The sequence below is a fragment of the Nocardioides sp. NPDC057767 genome (assembly GCF_042798275.1).
In the GTDB taxonomy this organism is placed as follows: domain Bacteria; phylum Actinomycetota; class Actinomycetes; order Propionibacteriales; family Nocardioidaceae; genus Nocardioides.
The window spans coordinates 1-14,281 of sequence record NZ_JBHVKJ010000044.1; the positions used below are offsets into that span (position 1 = coordinate 1).

Sequence of the window (14,281 nt, forward strand, 5' to 3'; positions counted from 1 at the left end):
GGCGGCCACCGCTTCGTCGGAGGGCCGTCAGGCGTTGGGGATCTTGTAGGCCTGCGAGCCGCCAGCGTCCACACGCAGTGCAACACCGGTGATGTACCGCGCTTCGTCCGATGCCAGGTAGAGCACGGCATTGCTGACATCGATCGGATCGACCCAAGGGATGGGGAGCGCGTTGAAGGTCTTGAACGCCGCAGCTGCCTGGTCACGCGTCTCGGCGCCGGCGAGGCCGTAGAACGCCGAGTTCTGCACCATGGGGGTGTCGACGGTCGTCGGGTGAATCGAGTTGGCCCGGATCCCGAGAGAAGACAGGTCCACGGTGAGCGCATGCATGAGGCCGGTCACCCCGTGCTTGGCGGCGGAGTAGTGCGGGAGATTCGGGAAGGCGTTGTCGATGCCAGCCGCCGAGCTGATGAGAATCAACGACCCGCCCCGACCGGCCTCGATCATCGAGGGCAGCACGGTCCGGACAGTATTGAAGACACCAGTCAGATTGACGTCGATCATCTCCTGCCACATCTCGGGAGTCACCTCCCAAACACGGGCGAACGTGCCGATGCCCGCGTTGGCCACCACGATGTCGATGTGGTCGAACTCGGCGAGCCCCTGGCGAACGACGTCCTCCATCTGTGCGTAATGGCGGACGTCGGCCACATGCGTCGTGACGCGACGGTCGTGCTCCTCGACGAGCCTCGCAGTCTCCTGGAGGTCCTCCTCGGTCGCCATCGGATACGGGACCGACTCGATCTGTGAGCAGATGTCGACGGCGATGATGTCCGCGCCTTCCTCTGCGAGACGGATCGCGTGGGATCGTCCCTGTCCGCGAGCCGCGCCAGTGATGAGTGCGACCTTGCCGTCCAACCTGCCCATGGTAACTCCTTTGTCGAATGATGGTCCGGCGATCATCAAAGACGTCTGCATGTGACGGATGTCTCGAATTCGGACACTGGACTCTCGTCCCGCAATGAAACGCTTTCGACATGGTTGCGATAACGTCGGCGGACCGACGCAAGGCTGTGGCGCAAGCGGTCGTGGGGCGCCAGCAGGAGCTCGACCTCGTCCTGGCGGCGGTGTCGTCTGGGCGAGACATCATGCTCGAGGGCCCTCCCGGGACATCGAAGTCGACGATGCTCCGAGCGATCACGAACAACTGGGGGGTGGCCTTCCACCTCGTCGAGGGGAACGCAGAATTGACCCCTGCCAGGTTGATCGGGCACCACAACCCCGCTCGCGTTCTCCGCGAGGACTACAGCCACGACAACTTCGTACCCGGCCCCTTGCTCGAGGCGATGGAGGCTGGCGGCTTTCTCTACATCGAAGAGTTGAATCGTGTTCCCGAGGACACCCTGAACGTGCTCCTTGCAGCGATGGCCGAACGAGAGATCATGGTCCCGCGCCTGGGCCTCGTCCGCGCCGCGCCGTCCTTCCGCGTGATCGCGTCCATGAACCCCTTCGACAACGTCGGGACGGCGCGGATCTCTGATTCTGTCTACGACCGCTGGTGTCGACTGGTCGTCGACTACCAGACCGCCGCCGAGGAGGAGGTGATCGTGGCCGAGCGTGCTGGTTGCGAGGATCCGCGGTTGGCAGCCGACGCGGTGGCCATCACGCGAGCCACCCGTTCCCATCCGGATCTCAGACGCGGCTCGAGCGTCCGCGGAGCCATCGACCTCGCAGCCATCGCAGCCGAGCTTCGGCGGATGGGCGGGCGTGATCACGAGCAGTCCGTTCTTGCCGCCGCTCTCCTCGCCCTATCGGGCCGTGTCAGCGTGGACGACGCGAGCGAGGCCACGGCGGAGGAGGTGATCACCGGCATCTGGGAGTCCCATTTTTTCTCACGCCCCGACGCGCGGCGTCGGGAAATCACTGCATAGCTGTTGACGGTCCGCTGGGCGCTGCGACCCGCGGCCTCGCTCCGCTGAGCCGACGTCCGAAGGTGCTGACAAGCGCCCCTGCGTTGTACAGCCAAGCGGGCTCGGCGCCGCTGGTCGTTGACGTACACGGCCAGCGCGGGGACTCGGACACCAGTCACCCGGCTGGCGGGCAAGGTCGGCTGCTGACCGGGCAGCAGGCCGAGCTCCGCGACCTCGCAGCACTCCTCGAGAGCAGCGAACCCGACCCTGACGCAGCCCAGATGGCGCGAGCGATCGCTCGCCGGTTGGCCATGCGTCGCCAGGCACGCCGGGACGGCAGGCGTTCGGGGTCCGGCAGGCTCGTTTCGATGCCGTACGCATTTCGCAGCGACGACGTGGACCTCGATCGGACCCTCGAGGTGCTCACCGCTAAACCGGATGCCGACCATACTGACGTCATCGTGCGGGAGCGCAGCCGGACACCTGAGGCGGTGGTGCTCTTGGTTGACGTGTCAGGATCGATGCGAGGCGAGAAGGCGCGGATCGTCGCGGCGACTGTGTCAGCCCTGGCCGCTGACTTGGTTCATGACGAACTGGGCTTGGTTGCGTTCTGGTCAGATGCAGCGGTGATCTCCTCGCCAGGCGACCGTGCGTCCGGCCCAGAGATGCTGGAACGGATGCTCCGGATCCCAGCTCGAGGATTGACCAATCTGAACTTCGGCCTCGAGGTGGCGCGGTCCGAGCTCGCCCGATGTGCTGCACCGCGTCGGACAGTCGTGCTTCTCAGCGATGCCGTTCATAACGCCGGGCCCGATCCGCGCGACGTCGCAAGGAAGATCCCTAGGCTGCACGTCCTCCTTCAGACGGACGGTGAGCACGATGCACCCCTGGCCGTCGACCTCGCCCGTCTTGGGCACGGCCGCCTGGCGACCGTACGCACGTACCGCGACGTGCCCGAGGCCTTGAACCGCGCGTTCGCCTTCTGATCGGCCGCTCGACTATCCGCTCGTCTTGCAGAGCCGGGAAGTCCGAGGTGTGGAGTCCACCGGTATGCCAGCTGTCCTGGACCGTGTCATCGCGCAGCAGCGACCGTCAGCCCACCTTCATCTGACCAGTCAGCCGATAGCTGTCCGGGCCAGCTCGAGGTAGGGCTCGACCGCCTGGCCGGCGGTGTCGAAGCCGGGCCCCGACCCTGATCCTGCACGACGGCGGTGGTCGATTCCCGCCGAGATGACGGCTACCTTGAAGCACGCCAGAGCCTCGTGGAACTCCCAGTTCTCGAGGACCACGCCGCCCAGCCGTTCATATCCGGCTGCCAAGTCTCTGGCGGCGGGCAGGCGTGGGCTGGTCCATGCACTCGGCGCGCCAACCACCAGGTTGAACGGCTCGTGTCGGTAGGCACACATCATGGCGACGTCGGCGACCGGGTCGCCGATGGTCGACAGCTCCCAGTCCACGACCGCGGCCACCGTGTCCGCGCGCGAGATGCCAGCAGGGGCAAGCAGCGTGTTGTCGATCCGGTAGTCGCCGTGCACGATCGCAACGTCCCGCTGCTCCGGGATGGCGGCGGTGAGCTTGTCCACGACCTCGCTGGCGAGCGGCTCCAAGAGCCGATCGCCGACGGTCTCCCACTGGCCGGCCCACCGGCGCAACTGCCGGGCGGCGTACCCCTCGGGGCGGCCGAACGTCTCCAGCCCCACCTTGACGTGATCGACGCGATGCAGCGCGGCGAGGGTCGACAGCAGGCTCCCCATGACGACGTCGAGGTCCCGGTCATCGTAGGACGCCAGGTCGGCCTGCGTCCGCACGGCCACGCCCTCGACGAACGAGGAGACGGTGAACGGGACTCCGAGCACGTCCTCGTCCTCGCAGAGCAGAATGGACTCTGCGACTGGCACGTCGGTCTCCGCAAGCGCGGCGGCAACGCGGTACTCGCGGACCACATCGTGGGCAGATGCCGTTCGTCCGGCGCGCGGCGGCGTGCGCAGTACCCAGCGGGTGGTGCCGTCGGTGATCGCGTACGTCATGTTGGACCGGCCGCCAGTGATCAGCGTCGCCGCGAGCGGTCCCGCCGGTTCGACTCCCGCGTCGGTCATCCGGGCCGCGACGCCGCCGAGCTGCTCGGCCGACAGCCCGGTCACTGCGCGTCCCCGGCGAGACGTCGTACGGCGCGCTTCGCGATGGACCATCGATGGACCTCCGACGGCCCGTCGTAGATGCGGAACGGCCGGAGCTCGCGCGCGATGCGCGCCACCGGCAGGTCCCGCGAGACACCGAGGCCCCCACACATCTGGGCTGCCCGGTCGACGACACGGTTCAGCGCCTCGGCGGCGAAGGTTTTCGCGATCGAGGTCGACTCCGACGCCCGCCGGCCCGCATCCAGCTCATGGCAGGCTTCGAGCAGGAGTGCACGGGTCGCGGCGAGGTCGATCACGTTGTCGGCGATCATCTGCTGCGTCATCCCGAGGTCGGCCAGGCGGCCGCCGAAGGCGGAGCGTTCGGCGGTGTACCGCACCGCGGTCTCATGCGCTCGGCGGGCGGCACCGGACCATCGCATCACATGAGTCATCCTGGCGGGGCCTAGCCTCACCTGGGCATAGCGGAATCCTTCATCCACCCCGCCCAGAACGTCGTCGTCGGCGATGAAGACATCGGTGAACCGCATCTCGCAGTGACCGCCGAGCATGGACCGGTCGATGGTCTCGATGTGACGTACGACCTCGATCCCTTCCGCGTCGGACGGGGCCAGGAACATCGTCGCACCGCCCGGGTCACCTGGGTCCCCGCTGGTGCGGGCCATGATGATGTAGAAGCTGGCGCCGTCTGCGCCGGTGATGAAGACCTTGCTCCCGTTGATCAGCCATCCTCCGTCGACCTTGCTGGCCCGGGTGGTAAGCATCGACGGGTCGGCACCCGCGCCCGGGGCGGGCTCGGTCATCGCAAACGCCGACCGAGCCTCCCCCTGCACCAAAGGTCGCAGATACCGCTCACGCTGGGAGGCACTGGCGACGTGGTCGAGCAGATGAATGTTTCCTTCGTCGGGCGCATTGATGTTGAGCGCCATCGGACCGAACAGTCCATATCCCGCCGCCTCGAAGACCGGCGTACGGTCGACCATCCCGAGCCCGAGACCTCCGCAGTCCACCGGCCCGTGCGGAGCGAGCAGCCCCGCCTTGCGGGACTTCGCCTGGAGCTCGCGGCGCAGCTGCTCACCACCGGCGGCGTGGACATCACCGTCCCACTCGTCTTCGACCGGCAGGACCTCTCGGCGAACAAAGTCCTCGGTTGCGATCGTCAGGGACCGGCTGTGGCCCTCTGAATGCGATGATGCTGCGTCTGGCACGACTCTCCTCCTGGGTGCGGGATGCCCCCGCGTGGGTTCCGCCGACGCTAGGGCCGAGGCGCGCCCTCCAGTTGTCGCATCGCGCGACAGTGGCGACGGCTGAGCACCGGCGCGAAAGCGTCGCGCGATGCGACATCCCCTCCTGCGCCGTGCATCTCAATCTGTAGTTCCGAAACCATCTAGGCCAGGAGCGTCAGACATGTCCAACCACACCTACCGCGTCACCGAGATCGTCGGCACCTCCCCGGAGAGTGTCGACCAGGCCATCAAGAACGGCGTCGAGCGGGCCTCTCGCACCATCCGGCACATCGACTGGTTCGAGGTGACCCAGGTACGAGGAGTCACGACGGACGGCCACGTCGACCACTTCCAGGTCGGTCTCAAGATCGGATTCCGTCTGGAAGACGCCTGAGGCTCACCATCGGCCATCGTCAGACCGCAGCCCGGCATCCCGGAGCGCGAACGACCTCTCTCTGTCTCACTGTGGGACATCCATCCACCAGTCACCCCACGAATAGTCAGTGGTGTAAGTCACACGCACCCGTACTGCGCTTACGCGGAACGGCCGAGCACCGGAGGATCACCGTGAAGGTCCACATGACCAACCTTCTGCAGAACTACCACAACGAGCAGACCGACCACGAGGTCTTCAAGGAGCACCTGAAGATCTCGGAGATGGCCGAGCAGTACGGCTACGAGAGCATCGGATGTGTCGAGCACCACTTCGACCCGGGCTACTCGATGTGCCCGGACAACACCATGTTCCTGTCCTACCTCGCGGCGCGCACCGACACCATCAAGCTGCAGACCACCGCCGTGATCCTGCCCTGGAACGACCCGCTGCGAGTGATCTCCAAGATCGCCCTGCTCGACAACCTCACCGACGGCCGCCTCATCTTCGGCATGGGCCGTGGTCTGGCCCGCCGAGAGTTCGAGGGCTTCCGCCTCGACATGGGCGAGTCGCGCGACCGCTTCGACGAGTCGGCAGAGATGATCCTGCGGGGTCTGGAGGAGGGCTACGCCGAGAACGACGGCACCTACTACAAGCAGCCCCGCGTAGCGATCCACCCCCGTCCGCTGCGTACGTTCTCCGACCGCTACTCCATGGTGGCGATGAGCCCCGACTCCGCCGAGGCCGCCGGCCGGCTCGGCGCCCAGATGATGGCGTTCATCCAGGGTCCGATGGAGACCATGCACATGCCGATGATCGAGCAGTACCGCAAGGTCTTCAAGGACACCCACGGCACCGACGCGCCGCCGCCGATGATGATCGACCTCACCTTCTGCCACCCCGACGCGGACACTGCCCGTGAGATCGCTCGCGAGGCCGGGCGCAACTACTACATCACCTGCGTCGAGCACTATGAGTTCGGCAACCGCCACTTCGAGGAGACCAAGGGGTACGCCTCCTACGCCGAAGCCAAGAAGGCGCTCGACTCCATGGGCCTCGACACCGTCGCCGACGTCTACGCCGACGCCCAGATCTGGGGCACGCCCGAGCAGATCATCGAGAAGCACCGTGAGCGCAAGACGATCGTCGGCGACTACGAGCCGATCATGGTCTGGCAGTACGGCGGCCTGCACGGCGAGCAGGCCGAGGAGAGCTTCCACCTGTTCAGCAAGGAAGTCCTTCCCGCGCTGAAGGAGCTCTGAGCAGGCGATGACGACAACTCCCTCAGCCCACAGCAAGGAGCAACCCATGTCTCCCGAACTCACCCGAGCACGAGACCTGCTCAGCCACCTCGTCTCGAAACCCGACGCGACCATGGACGACTACCGCGCCCTGTACGACGAGGTGCTCGCCAACTTCGTCCCTCCCGCCGATGCAGCCATCGAGAACGTCGACGCCAATGGCGTACCGTGCATCTGGGTCGCCGCTCCTGGTAGCGACCCAGGCCTGGTCACCGTCTACGTCCACGGCGGCGGCTGGACCATGGGCAACGCCCATGGCTACCGCGAGCTCGCCTACCGGATCTCGCAAGCCTCCGGCGGTCGGGTTCTGGTGGTCGACTACCGTCTCGCTCCCGAGAATCCCTTCCCGGCTCCGCTCGACGACGTGCTCACCGCCTACCGCTGGGCCCGCGCGCTCGACGGCGTCCGTCAGGTCGCGCTCGCGGGCGACTCGGCCGGCGGTGGACTGGCGACCGGGGCTGCAGTTGCTCTCCGTGAGGCCGCCGACCCGGCGCCCGCGGGCGTGGTCGCCATCTCCCCGCTCGTCGACCTCGCCGGCGAGGGAGCCTCCATGACCGAACGAGCCCATCTCGACCCCCTTCCGGCCGCGGCGCTGGTCGGAGCCATGGGCGCCGCCTTCCTGGCCGGGCTCGAGCCGAAGGAGACTCCGTTGGCGTCTCCGCTCTACGCCGACCTCGCATCACTGCCTCCGTTCCTCGTTCTCGTCGGCACGGACGAGGGCCTGCACGACGACGCGGTCCGTCTTGTCGAGAAGATCCAGAGTGCCGGTGGACAGGCCGATCTCGAGATCGGGGAGTCGATGGTCCACATCTGGCCCGTCTTCAACTTCCTCCCCGAGGCCGACAGTGCTCTCGAGCGCATCGGCACCTTCCTCGCCAAGCAGTTCAGCGCGTCCTGACCCGACCACACGACATACAGCCGTGGTCCCCACAGACCGCGGGGACCACGGCTGTATCCATATCCGAAGGAGCCCAACATGTCTGCCAACGACGTCATCGCCGTCGCCACCTTCGTCCCGCGGCCGGGTCAGGAGGAGTTGCTCGAGACAGTCCTGCGTACGGCCGTACAGAAGGTCCACCAGGAGCCCGGCTGCCTGCGCTACGCCCTGCACTCGATCTCGCGCGGCGGCACCGGCATGGTCATCATCGAGCACTGGGAGTCCGCCGACGCCCTCACGACCCATGGTCGCGCCGAGGCGTTCGCCGAACTCGCCTCTCGCTTCGACGAGCTGCTGGCCAAGCCGCTCGAGGTGGTGTTGCTCGAACCATTGCCCGAGGGTGACAGCGCCCTCGGCAAGCTCTGACAGAACGCACAGCACGGGCGACGAACCGCCAGACAACCACCTAGGAGGCGATCATGGGCTCGACGATGCGGGCGGTGGTCTACCGCAAGTTCGGTGCCGGGCCGGAACTGGTCGAGGTCCCACGCCCGGAGCCGGGTCCTGGACAGGTCCTCATCGAGGTGACCGCGGCAGGGCTGTGCCATTCCGACCTGGCTGTGATGTCGCGCGGTCCGGAAGCATTTCCCTTCGGTCCGCTTCCACTCGCTCTGGGGCACGAGAGCGCCGGGCGCGTTGCAGCGCTCGGCGCCGGGGTACGCGGCATCGAGATCGGCGAGAGCGTCGCGGTCTACGGACCGTGGGGATGTGGACGATGCGTGTCCTGCGCGCACGGGAGAGAGAACCTCTGCCCTCACGCGGGCGGCCTCGGCATCCGTGCCCCTGGTCTCGGTGGTCCGGGCGGCCTTGCCGACTACCAGCTGGTCGACACCCCCCGGCACCTCGTTCCCCTCGGCGACCTCGACCCGGTCACGAGCGTCAGCCTGACCGATGCCGGACTCACCTCGTATCACGCGATCACCTCCGCCGCGCCGGTACTCACGCCGGGCACCAGCGCGGTGGTGGTGGGCGTCGGCGGGCTTGGGCACGTCGCGATCCAGATCCTGCGGGCGCTCAGCGCGGCGCGAGTTGTGGCCGTCGACGTCGACGAGGAGAAGCTGGGCATGGCCCGCCGCCTCGGTGCCGCCGCCACCGTCACCGCCGGGGAGACTGCGGTTCAGGACGTCCTGCAGATCATCGGTCCCGACGGCGCGGCCCTGGTCCTCGACTTCGTCGGGTCGGCAGCGACCACAGAGCTCGCCGGCGCCGTCGCGGCACGGGGCGGCGAAGTCAGGGTGATCGGGGCCGGGCCCGGAGCGGTTCGGATCGGCTACCGCACAACAGCGTTCGATGTGGGGGCTCGGTTCCCGTACTGGGGCAGTCTCCCGGAACTCCACGAGGTCATCGCCCTGGCACAGACCGGCGCCATCCGCGTGCACACCGAACGGTTCGGCCTCGATGAGGTCCCGGCCGCCTACGACCGACTCGCGCGCGGAGAGGTCCAGGGCCGCGCGGTGGCCGTTCCATGAGTTGATCCGGACGTCGTAGCAGGATGCGACATCCCGGCAAGCCCTACCTCGCCTAGCGTCTCAAGGACACGACACAGAGGAGGCCAGCGGGAAATGGGTGCCAGCACAGACCCCGATCACGGCGAGGTGACGTTGGACCACGACGGTCCGGTCGCGGTCATCACGCTCAACAGACCGAACGCACACAACGCCATGTCGATCCGGATGGTTCGACAGCTTGCCGACATCACTGCCGCCGTACGTGCAGACCCCGATCTGCGAGCAGTCGTGATCACCGGCGCCGGCGACCGAGCCTTTTCGGCCGGCGGTGACCTCGGCGAGCTCATCCCGCACCTCACCGCGGGAGAACTCGAGGTCCTCATCCCCGATCCCTCGAAGCGCTTCTTCTCTGACGTGTACGTCCCGGTCATCGCCGCCGTCAACGGCCTGTGCGTTGCGGGTGGCCTCGAGGTCCTTCTGGGCACCGACATCCGGATCTCGTCCGCGGACGCCGTCTTCGGGCTCCCGGAGGTCAAGTGGGGCCTGATCCCAGGGGGTGGCTCGCACGTGCGGCTCCCCCAGCAGATCGGATGGCCCGCAGCCATGCACCTGCTGCTGACCGGCGAGACCATCGACGCCGAGACAGCGCTACGGCTCGGTCTCATCAACGAGATCCTGCCGCCCGCCGACGTCCACGCCCGTGCGATGACTGTGGCGAACGCGATCGCCGCCAACGCCCCGATCGCCGTTCGCACCGCCAAGGAGATCGCCGTCAAGGCGTTGGCCAACGAACCTCGCTTCCAGCTCGAGACCGCGCTCAACGAACGCGTGCTCGCCACCAACGACGCCCGCGAAGGGCCCGCGGCGTTCATGGAACGCCGCTCGCCCGACTACCAGAACAGATAGGACAACGATGACCACCGAACTTCCCGCCACCGTCCACGGGCCGAGCCGAGAGCTCGTGGAGTCGATCTTCGACGCCGTCGACGGCGTAGCGGCCGCATTCCCTCGTTCGCTCTTCCTCTCCCGCGCACGGGAGAAGGGCAACGCCGACGAGCTGTGGCAAGCACTGGTCGACAGCGACCTGCTCGCTGTCGGCATCCCCGAGGAGCACAGCGGTGCCGGCGGCGGGCTCACCGGCAACGTCGCGGTCATGGAAGCGCTCGCCCGGGCGGGCATCCCACCCCTCCTCTACTCCCTCACCTCCTTCTCGCGTGAGGCGATCCTCAAGTTCGGCAACGCCGACCAGATCGCCAAGCATGTGGCACCCACGGTGTCCGGCACCCGCAAGATCTGCTTCGGGGTGACGGAGCCGGAGGCCGGAACGAACTCCTTCGCCCTGCGCACCACGGCGCGTCCGGTCGAGGGCGGCTACCGCATCAAGGGCCAGAAGGTGTTCATCTCGGGCGCCGATCAGGCCGATCACATCCTCCTGCTCACCCGCACTGCACCCCCGGGAGAGCAGGTGACGCGTACGAGCGGGTTCGGGTTGTTCCTCGTCGACCTCTCGTTGCCAGGCGTGGCGCTCAACCGGCTCGACATCGAGTGGTATGCACCCGAGAACCAGTACGAAGTGTTCTTCGACGATGTCGATGTGCCTGCCGATGCCCTGATCGGCGAGGAGGGACTCGGCTTCGACTACCTGCTGTCCTCGCTCAACCAGGAACGCATCGTCATCTCGGCCTGGGCGCTGGGGCTGGGGAACTATGCACTCGAGAAGGCCGTGACGTACGCCAAGGAGCGTGCTCCGTTCGGCAAGCCGATCGGAGCCAACCAGGCTGTTCAGCACCCGCTCGCTCTGGCCAAGGCCGAGATGGAAGCGGCCAGGACCGTCATGTACGCCGCCGCCGCGGCGTACGACGAGGGGCGCGACGCCGGCGCCGAGGCCAACATGGCCAAGCTGCTGGCGACCAAGGCAGCCCTGGCGGCCGTCGAGGCCGCGATCCAGACCCACGGCGGTTCGGCCTTCGTCTACGAGACCGACGTCGTCACTCTGTGGCCGATGGTGCGGATCCTGCAGATCGCTCCTCTCAACAACGAGTCGATCCTCAACTACATCGCAGAGCGGGTGCTCGGACTGCCCCGCAGCTGAGCGACTGATCGCACCTGGCTCCCGGCACGTCCGATTGTGAGACATCCATCACACGGCAATGACGCCGATGCTGGGGTCATCGACAAGAGCGGCAGCCTGCAAGACCGGCTCCACGTTCCACTTGAGAGGTAGGGACCGACGTGAACATCGCCAACGCACTCCGTCGCACCGCACAGCGACACCCGGATCGGCTGGCGCTTCGACAGGGTGACGCCAGTCTGAGCTACCAGGAACTGCTCGAACAGGCGGATCGCTTCGCCGGCTACCTGGTCGCCCAGGGCGTCGCTCCCGGGGAACGAGTCGGCATCCTCATGCACAACCAGAAGGAGTGGGTTGTGGCCATGCTGGGGATCTGGCAGGCCGGGGCATGCCTCGTGCCGTACAACTATCTCTTCCACCCGGCGGCGCTTCGGCACGCCACCGACGACGCCGGGGTCACCCTGGTCGTGGCCCCGGCGGAGGACGTTCCTCGCCTCGAGGAGGCGCTCGTGGGTCACCCGGCGGCGGACCGGATCGTCTCGGTCGGACCCGCCGACGGCGTCGCGGACACCTGGGACGCGGTCATGGCAACTGCCCCGCTCGGTCATGTAGTGCCTCGCTTCGATCATGACGATGCCGTTCTCATGTACACCAGCGGGTCGACAGGCAGCCCGAAAGGCGTACGCCAGACCCACCGGAACATCAGCGCCGTCTGTGAGGCGACCAACGACTGGTGGTCCATCGACGAGACCGACCATGCCCTGGTCTGCACTCCCCTGTTCCACGTGGGCGGGTTGCATCTGATCACACTGCCGTTGCTCCTGGCCGGCGGAACCGTGACCCTGCGTCGCTGGAAGGTGCGCGAATGGTTGCACGACGCCGAGAGCCTGTCCCCAACGGTGGTTGCGCTGGTTCCGGCCATGATGATCGACATCATCAACGAGCTCCAGGACTCGACTCGGACGCTCTCCTCGATCCGCGTGTGCGCCATCGGCGGGTCGGCCCTGCCACAGAAGCGGCTGCAACAGCTGACTGATCTGACGGGGATCGTCGCGGTGAACATCTATGGCCAGACCGAGCAGATGGGCCTCGCCATCAGCGAGCCGCTCGAGGAGGACCGGCGAGAAGGATCGCTGGGGAAACCGCTGAGCCAGATCACCGAGGTCCGCATCCTCAACACAGACGACGACGGCATGGCACAGGAAGTCGCCCCTGGCCAGACCGGCGAGCTGTGGGTCCGAGGAGACGCCGTCACGCCCGGGTACTGGCAGCTCGACGCGGTGAACGAGCAGCGGTTCGTTGACGGTTGGATGCGGACCAGCGATCTCGTGCGAGCCGACGAGGACGGCTACCTCTATTACGTCGACCGGGCCGACGACATGATCATCAGTGGGGGCGAGAACGTGTATCCCCAGATGGTCGAGGGACATCTCGCGGCGTGCCCGCTGATCGCGGAGGTTGCGGTCATCGGCACCAAGCACGAGCGTCTCTCGCAGCAGGTGACCGCCATCGTCGTACCTCGCCAGGCGGGTGTGACCGCCGAGTCAATCGCTGCCTATTGCGACACCGATCCGAATCTGCGGGGCCTGCAGAGACCCCGGAGGATCGAGATCGTCGACCAGATCCCGCGGACGGCAACGAACAAGATCGACCGTCCGCAGCTCAAGCGGCTGTACGTGTGACCGCCGCTCACCCCTGACAGACTGAACCTGGAGGCTTGTGATGCCCGATCCAACCGATTCCAGCTGGTTCCGCGAGGTGCTGGGCCAGTATCCGACCGGCGTGTGTGCGATCACCGCCGCTGACACGGACGGCGCGCGAGCAGGCTTCGTCGTCGGCTCCTTCACCTCGGTGTCACTCGACCCACCGCTGGTGGCCTTCTTCCCGGACAAGCGCTCCACGAGCTGGCCCAAGATCGAGCGCGCGGGCCGGTTCTGCGTCAACATCCTGAGCGCGGAGCAGGAGCATGTCTGCCGCCAGTTCGCCACCCCGGGTCACGACAAGTTCAAGGGCCTGAAGACCTCGACCACCCCGGGCGGGTCGCCGCTCATCGACGGCGTCGTGGCCTGGGTGGAGTGCGACCTCGAGTCGGTCACCGAAGCCGGTGACCACTACATCGTCCTCGGAAGGGTGCGCGAGCTCGATGTCGCCAGCCCTGCGCTGCCGCTCCTCTTCTACCAGGGCGGATATGGTCGGTTCTCTCCGCTGTCGCTCGCGGCCTCCGGTCGCGGCGCGCTGAGCGAGCAGCTCCAGCAGGTCGACCTGCTGCGTACCGAGATGGAGTCGCTCGCCGACGAGCTGTCCGCCCGCTGCGTCGCCACGACTGTTGTCGACGACGAGCTCATCGTCCTCGCCAGCGCCAGCAGCCCTGTTACACGGTCGCGTCCGACTCCGGTCGGCGTCCACCTGCCCTTTGCCCCGCCGTACGGCGCGGCATTCGCGGCGTGGTCCGATGACGCAGCCGTCGACCGGTGGGTGGGTTTGCTTCCGGATGAATCTGCGCAGCACGAACAGCGCCGCCGGCTCGATGTCGTCCGTGAGCGCGGGTACTCCATCGGGCTGTGGAGCCAGGCACAGCGTGACTTCGCGGTGATGGTCGACAAGATGGTCGAGGATCCGGAGTCAGTCGATCAGGAGGGCCTTCTCAGGCTCGCCAGCCAGCAGGCCTTCGATCCTGTGGTTCTCGACCAGCGGGGCCAAGAGGCGATCAGGCTGGTGGCCGTGCCCGTGTTCGGTGACGGCGGCAAGGTGCCCATCGCCCTCACCGTCTACGGCTTTCCCCGGCCTGCGGATGCCGACGAGGTGGAGGCGCGCATTGCCCGGATCGTGAAGGCGGGTCAGCACGCATCCGAGCTGTTGGGCGGGCGCACCCCTGTCCCAAGCTGACCGGGGTATGCCCGACGGACTCGATACGAGCCGGATCAAGGGCCGGGTGAGGTG

14 protein-coding genes are annotated in these 14,281 nt (G+C 67.1%); 11 read left to right on the plus strand and 3 right to left on the minus strand.

From position 1 onward, the window contains the following. Window positions 1-27: 27 nt before the first annotated feature. Complete coding sequence (locus ACFVDI_RS20850; protein ID WP_378909593.1) at window positions 28-867, minus strand: mycofactocin-coupled SDR family oxidoreductase; 840 nt, start codon at window positions 865-867, stop codon at window positions 28-30. Between the two features lie 110 nt (window positions 868-977). On the opposite strand from ACFVDI_RS20850, the gene ACFVDI_RS20855 reads away from it, so the two are divergent. Together ACFVDI_RS20855 and ACFVDI_RS20860 are read left to right on the plus strand one after the other, a co-directional pair. Next, a complete protein-coding gene (locus ACFVDI_RS20855) occupies window positions 978-1,871 on the plus strand; it encodes an AAA family ATPase (protein WP_378909462.1) in 894 nt (297 codons plus the stop codon). Between the two features lie 347 nt (window positions 1,872-2,218). Continuing rightward, the gene (locus ACFVDI_RS20860; protein WP_378909464.1) at window positions 2,219-2,836 is read left to right on the plus strand and encodes a VWA domain-containing protein; all 618 of its coding nucleotides are present in this window, start codon (window positions 2,219-2,221) and stop codon (window positions 2,834-2,836) included. Window positions 2,837-2,965: 129 nt separating this feature from the next. Here ACFVDI_RS20860 and ACFVDI_RS20865 read toward each other — a convergent pair whose 3' ends face one another. Both ACFVDI_RS20865 and ACFVDI_RS20870 read right to left on the minus strand, forming a co-directional pair. Further along, window positions 2,966-3,991: a phosphotransferase family protein gene (locus ACFVDI_RS20865; protein WP_378909468.1), complete on the minus strand. Its 1,026-nt coding sequence runs from the start codon at window positions 3,989-3,991 to the stop codon at window positions 2,966-2,968. After that, window positions 3,988-5,193: an acyl-CoA dehydrogenase family protein gene (locus ACFVDI_RS20870; RefSeq protein WP_378909471.1), complete on the minus strand. Its 1,206-nt coding sequence runs from the start codon at window positions 5,191-5,193 to the stop codon at window positions 3,988-3,990. The genes ACFVDI_RS20865 and ACFVDI_RS20870 overlap by 4 nt, the downstream gene beginning before the upstream one ends. A gap of 199 nt (window positions 5,194-5,392) precedes the next feature. Here ACFVDI_RS20870 and ACFVDI_RS20875 point away from each other — a divergent pair, with 199 nt between their 5' ends. From ACFVDI_RS20875 to ACFVDI_RS20915, 9 genes are all read left to right on the plus strand, one after another. Further along, window positions 5,393-5,605: a dodecin gene (locus tag ACFVDI_RS20875; RefSeq protein WP_378909474.1), complete on the plus strand. Its 213-nt coding sequence runs from the start codon at window positions 5,393-5,395 to the stop codon at window positions 5,603-5,605. 185 nt (window positions 5,606-5,790) lie between these two features. Then, the gene (locus tag ACFVDI_RS20880; protein ID WP_378909477.1) at window positions 5,791-6,846 is read left to right on the plus strand and encodes an LLM class flavin-dependent oxidoreductase; all 1,056 of its coding nucleotides are present in this window, start codon (window positions 5,791-5,793) and stop codon (window positions 6,844-6,846) included. Window positions 6,847-6,892: 46 nt separating this feature from the next. After that, window positions 6,893-7,783, plus strand: coding sequence for an alpha/beta hydrolase (locus ACFVDI_RS20885; RefSeq protein ID WP_378909479.1), 891 nt, complete (start codon window positions 6,893-6,895; stop codon window positions 7,781-7,783). Between the two features lie 78 nt (window positions 7,784-7,861). Beyond that, the gene (locus ACFVDI_RS20890) at window positions 7,862-8,188 is read left to right on the plus strand and encodes a putative quinol monooxygenase (RefSeq protein ID WP_378909481.1); all 327 of its coding nucleotides are present in this window, start codon (window positions 7,862-7,864) and stop codon (window positions 8,186-8,188) included. A gap of 53 nt (window positions 8,189-8,241) precedes the next feature. Further along, a complete protein-coding gene (locus ACFVDI_RS20895; protein WP_378909484.1) occupies window positions 8,242-9,291 on the plus strand; it encodes an alcohol dehydrogenase catalytic domain-containing protein in 1,050 nt (349 codons plus the stop codon). Between the two features lie 93 nt (window positions 9,292-9,384). Beyond that, window positions 9,385-10,176: an enoyl-CoA hydratase/isomerase family protein gene (locus ACFVDI_RS20900; protein WP_378909487.1), complete on the plus strand. Its 792-nt coding sequence runs from the start codon at window positions 9,385-9,387 to the stop codon at window positions 10,174-10,176. A gap of 7 nt (window positions 10,177-10,183) precedes the next feature. Continuing rightward, window positions 10,184-11,362 (plus strand): acyl-CoA dehydrogenase family protein, encoded by a 1,179-nt coding sequence (locus ACFVDI_RS20905; RefSeq protein ID WP_378909490.1) that lies wholly within the window; start codon window positions 10,184-10,186, stop codon window positions 11,360-11,362. A 140-nt stretch (window positions 11,363-11,502) separates the two neighbouring features. After that, window positions 11,503-13,023, plus strand: a complete 1,521-nt coding sequence (locus ACFVDI_RS20910; protein ID WP_378909493.1) for a class I adenylate-forming enzyme family protein — start codon at window positions 11,503-11,505, stop codon at window positions 13,021-13,023. A 40-nt stretch (window positions 13,024-13,063) separates the two neighbouring features. Then, the gene (locus ACFVDI_RS20915; RefSeq protein ID WP_378909495.1) at window positions 13,064-14,227 is read left to right on the plus strand and encodes a flavin reductase; all 1,164 of its coding nucleotides are present in this window, start codon (window positions 13,064-13,066) and stop codon (window positions 14,225-14,227) included. The last annotated feature ends 54 nt before the right edge of the window (window positions 14,228-14,281 follow it).

Coding starts and splice junctions, on each gene's coding strand:
- ACFVDI_RS20850 (WP_378909593.1), bottom strand. CDS start 867: ATGGGCAGGTTGGACGGCAAGGTCGCACTCATCACTGGCGCGGCTCGC.
- ACFVDI_RS20855 (WP_378909462.1), top strand. CDS start 978: ATGGTTGCGATAACGTCGGCGGACCGACGCAAGGCTGTGGCGCAAGCG.
- ACFVDI_RS20860 (WP_378909464.1), top strand. CDS start 2,219: ATGCCGTACGCATTTCGCAGCGACGACGTGGACCTCGATCGGACCCTC.
- ACFVDI_RS20875 (WP_378909474.1), top strand. CDS start 5,393: ATGTCCAACCACACCTACCGCGTCACCGAGATCGTCGGCACCTCCCCG.
- ACFVDI_RS20880 (WP_378909477.1), top strand. CDS start 5,791: ATGACCAACCTTCTGCAGAACTACCACAACGAGCAGACCGACCACGAG.
- ACFVDI_RS20885 (WP_378909479.1), top strand. CDS start 6,893: ATGTCTCCCGAACTCACCCGAGCACGAGACCTGCTCAGCCACCTCGTC.
- ACFVDI_RS20890 (WP_378909481.1), top strand. CDS start 7,862: ATGTCTGCCAACGACGTCATCGCCGTCGCCACCTTCGTCCCGCGGCCG.
- ACFVDI_RS20895 (WP_378909484.1), top strand. CDS start 8,242: ATGGGCTCGACGATGCGGGCGGTGGTCTACCGCAAGTTCGGTGCCGGG.
- ACFVDI_RS20900 (WP_378909487.1), top strand. CDS start 9,385: ATGGGTGCCAGCACAGACCCCGATCACGGCGAGGTGACGTTGGACCAC.
- ACFVDI_RS20905 (WP_378909490.1), top strand. CDS start 10,184: ATGACCACCGAACTTCCCGCCACCGTCCACGGGCCGAGCCGAGAGCTC.
- ACFVDI_RS20915 (WP_378909495.1), top strand. CDS start 13,064: ATGCCCGATCCAACCGATTCCAGCTGGTTCCGCGAGGTGCTGGGCCAG.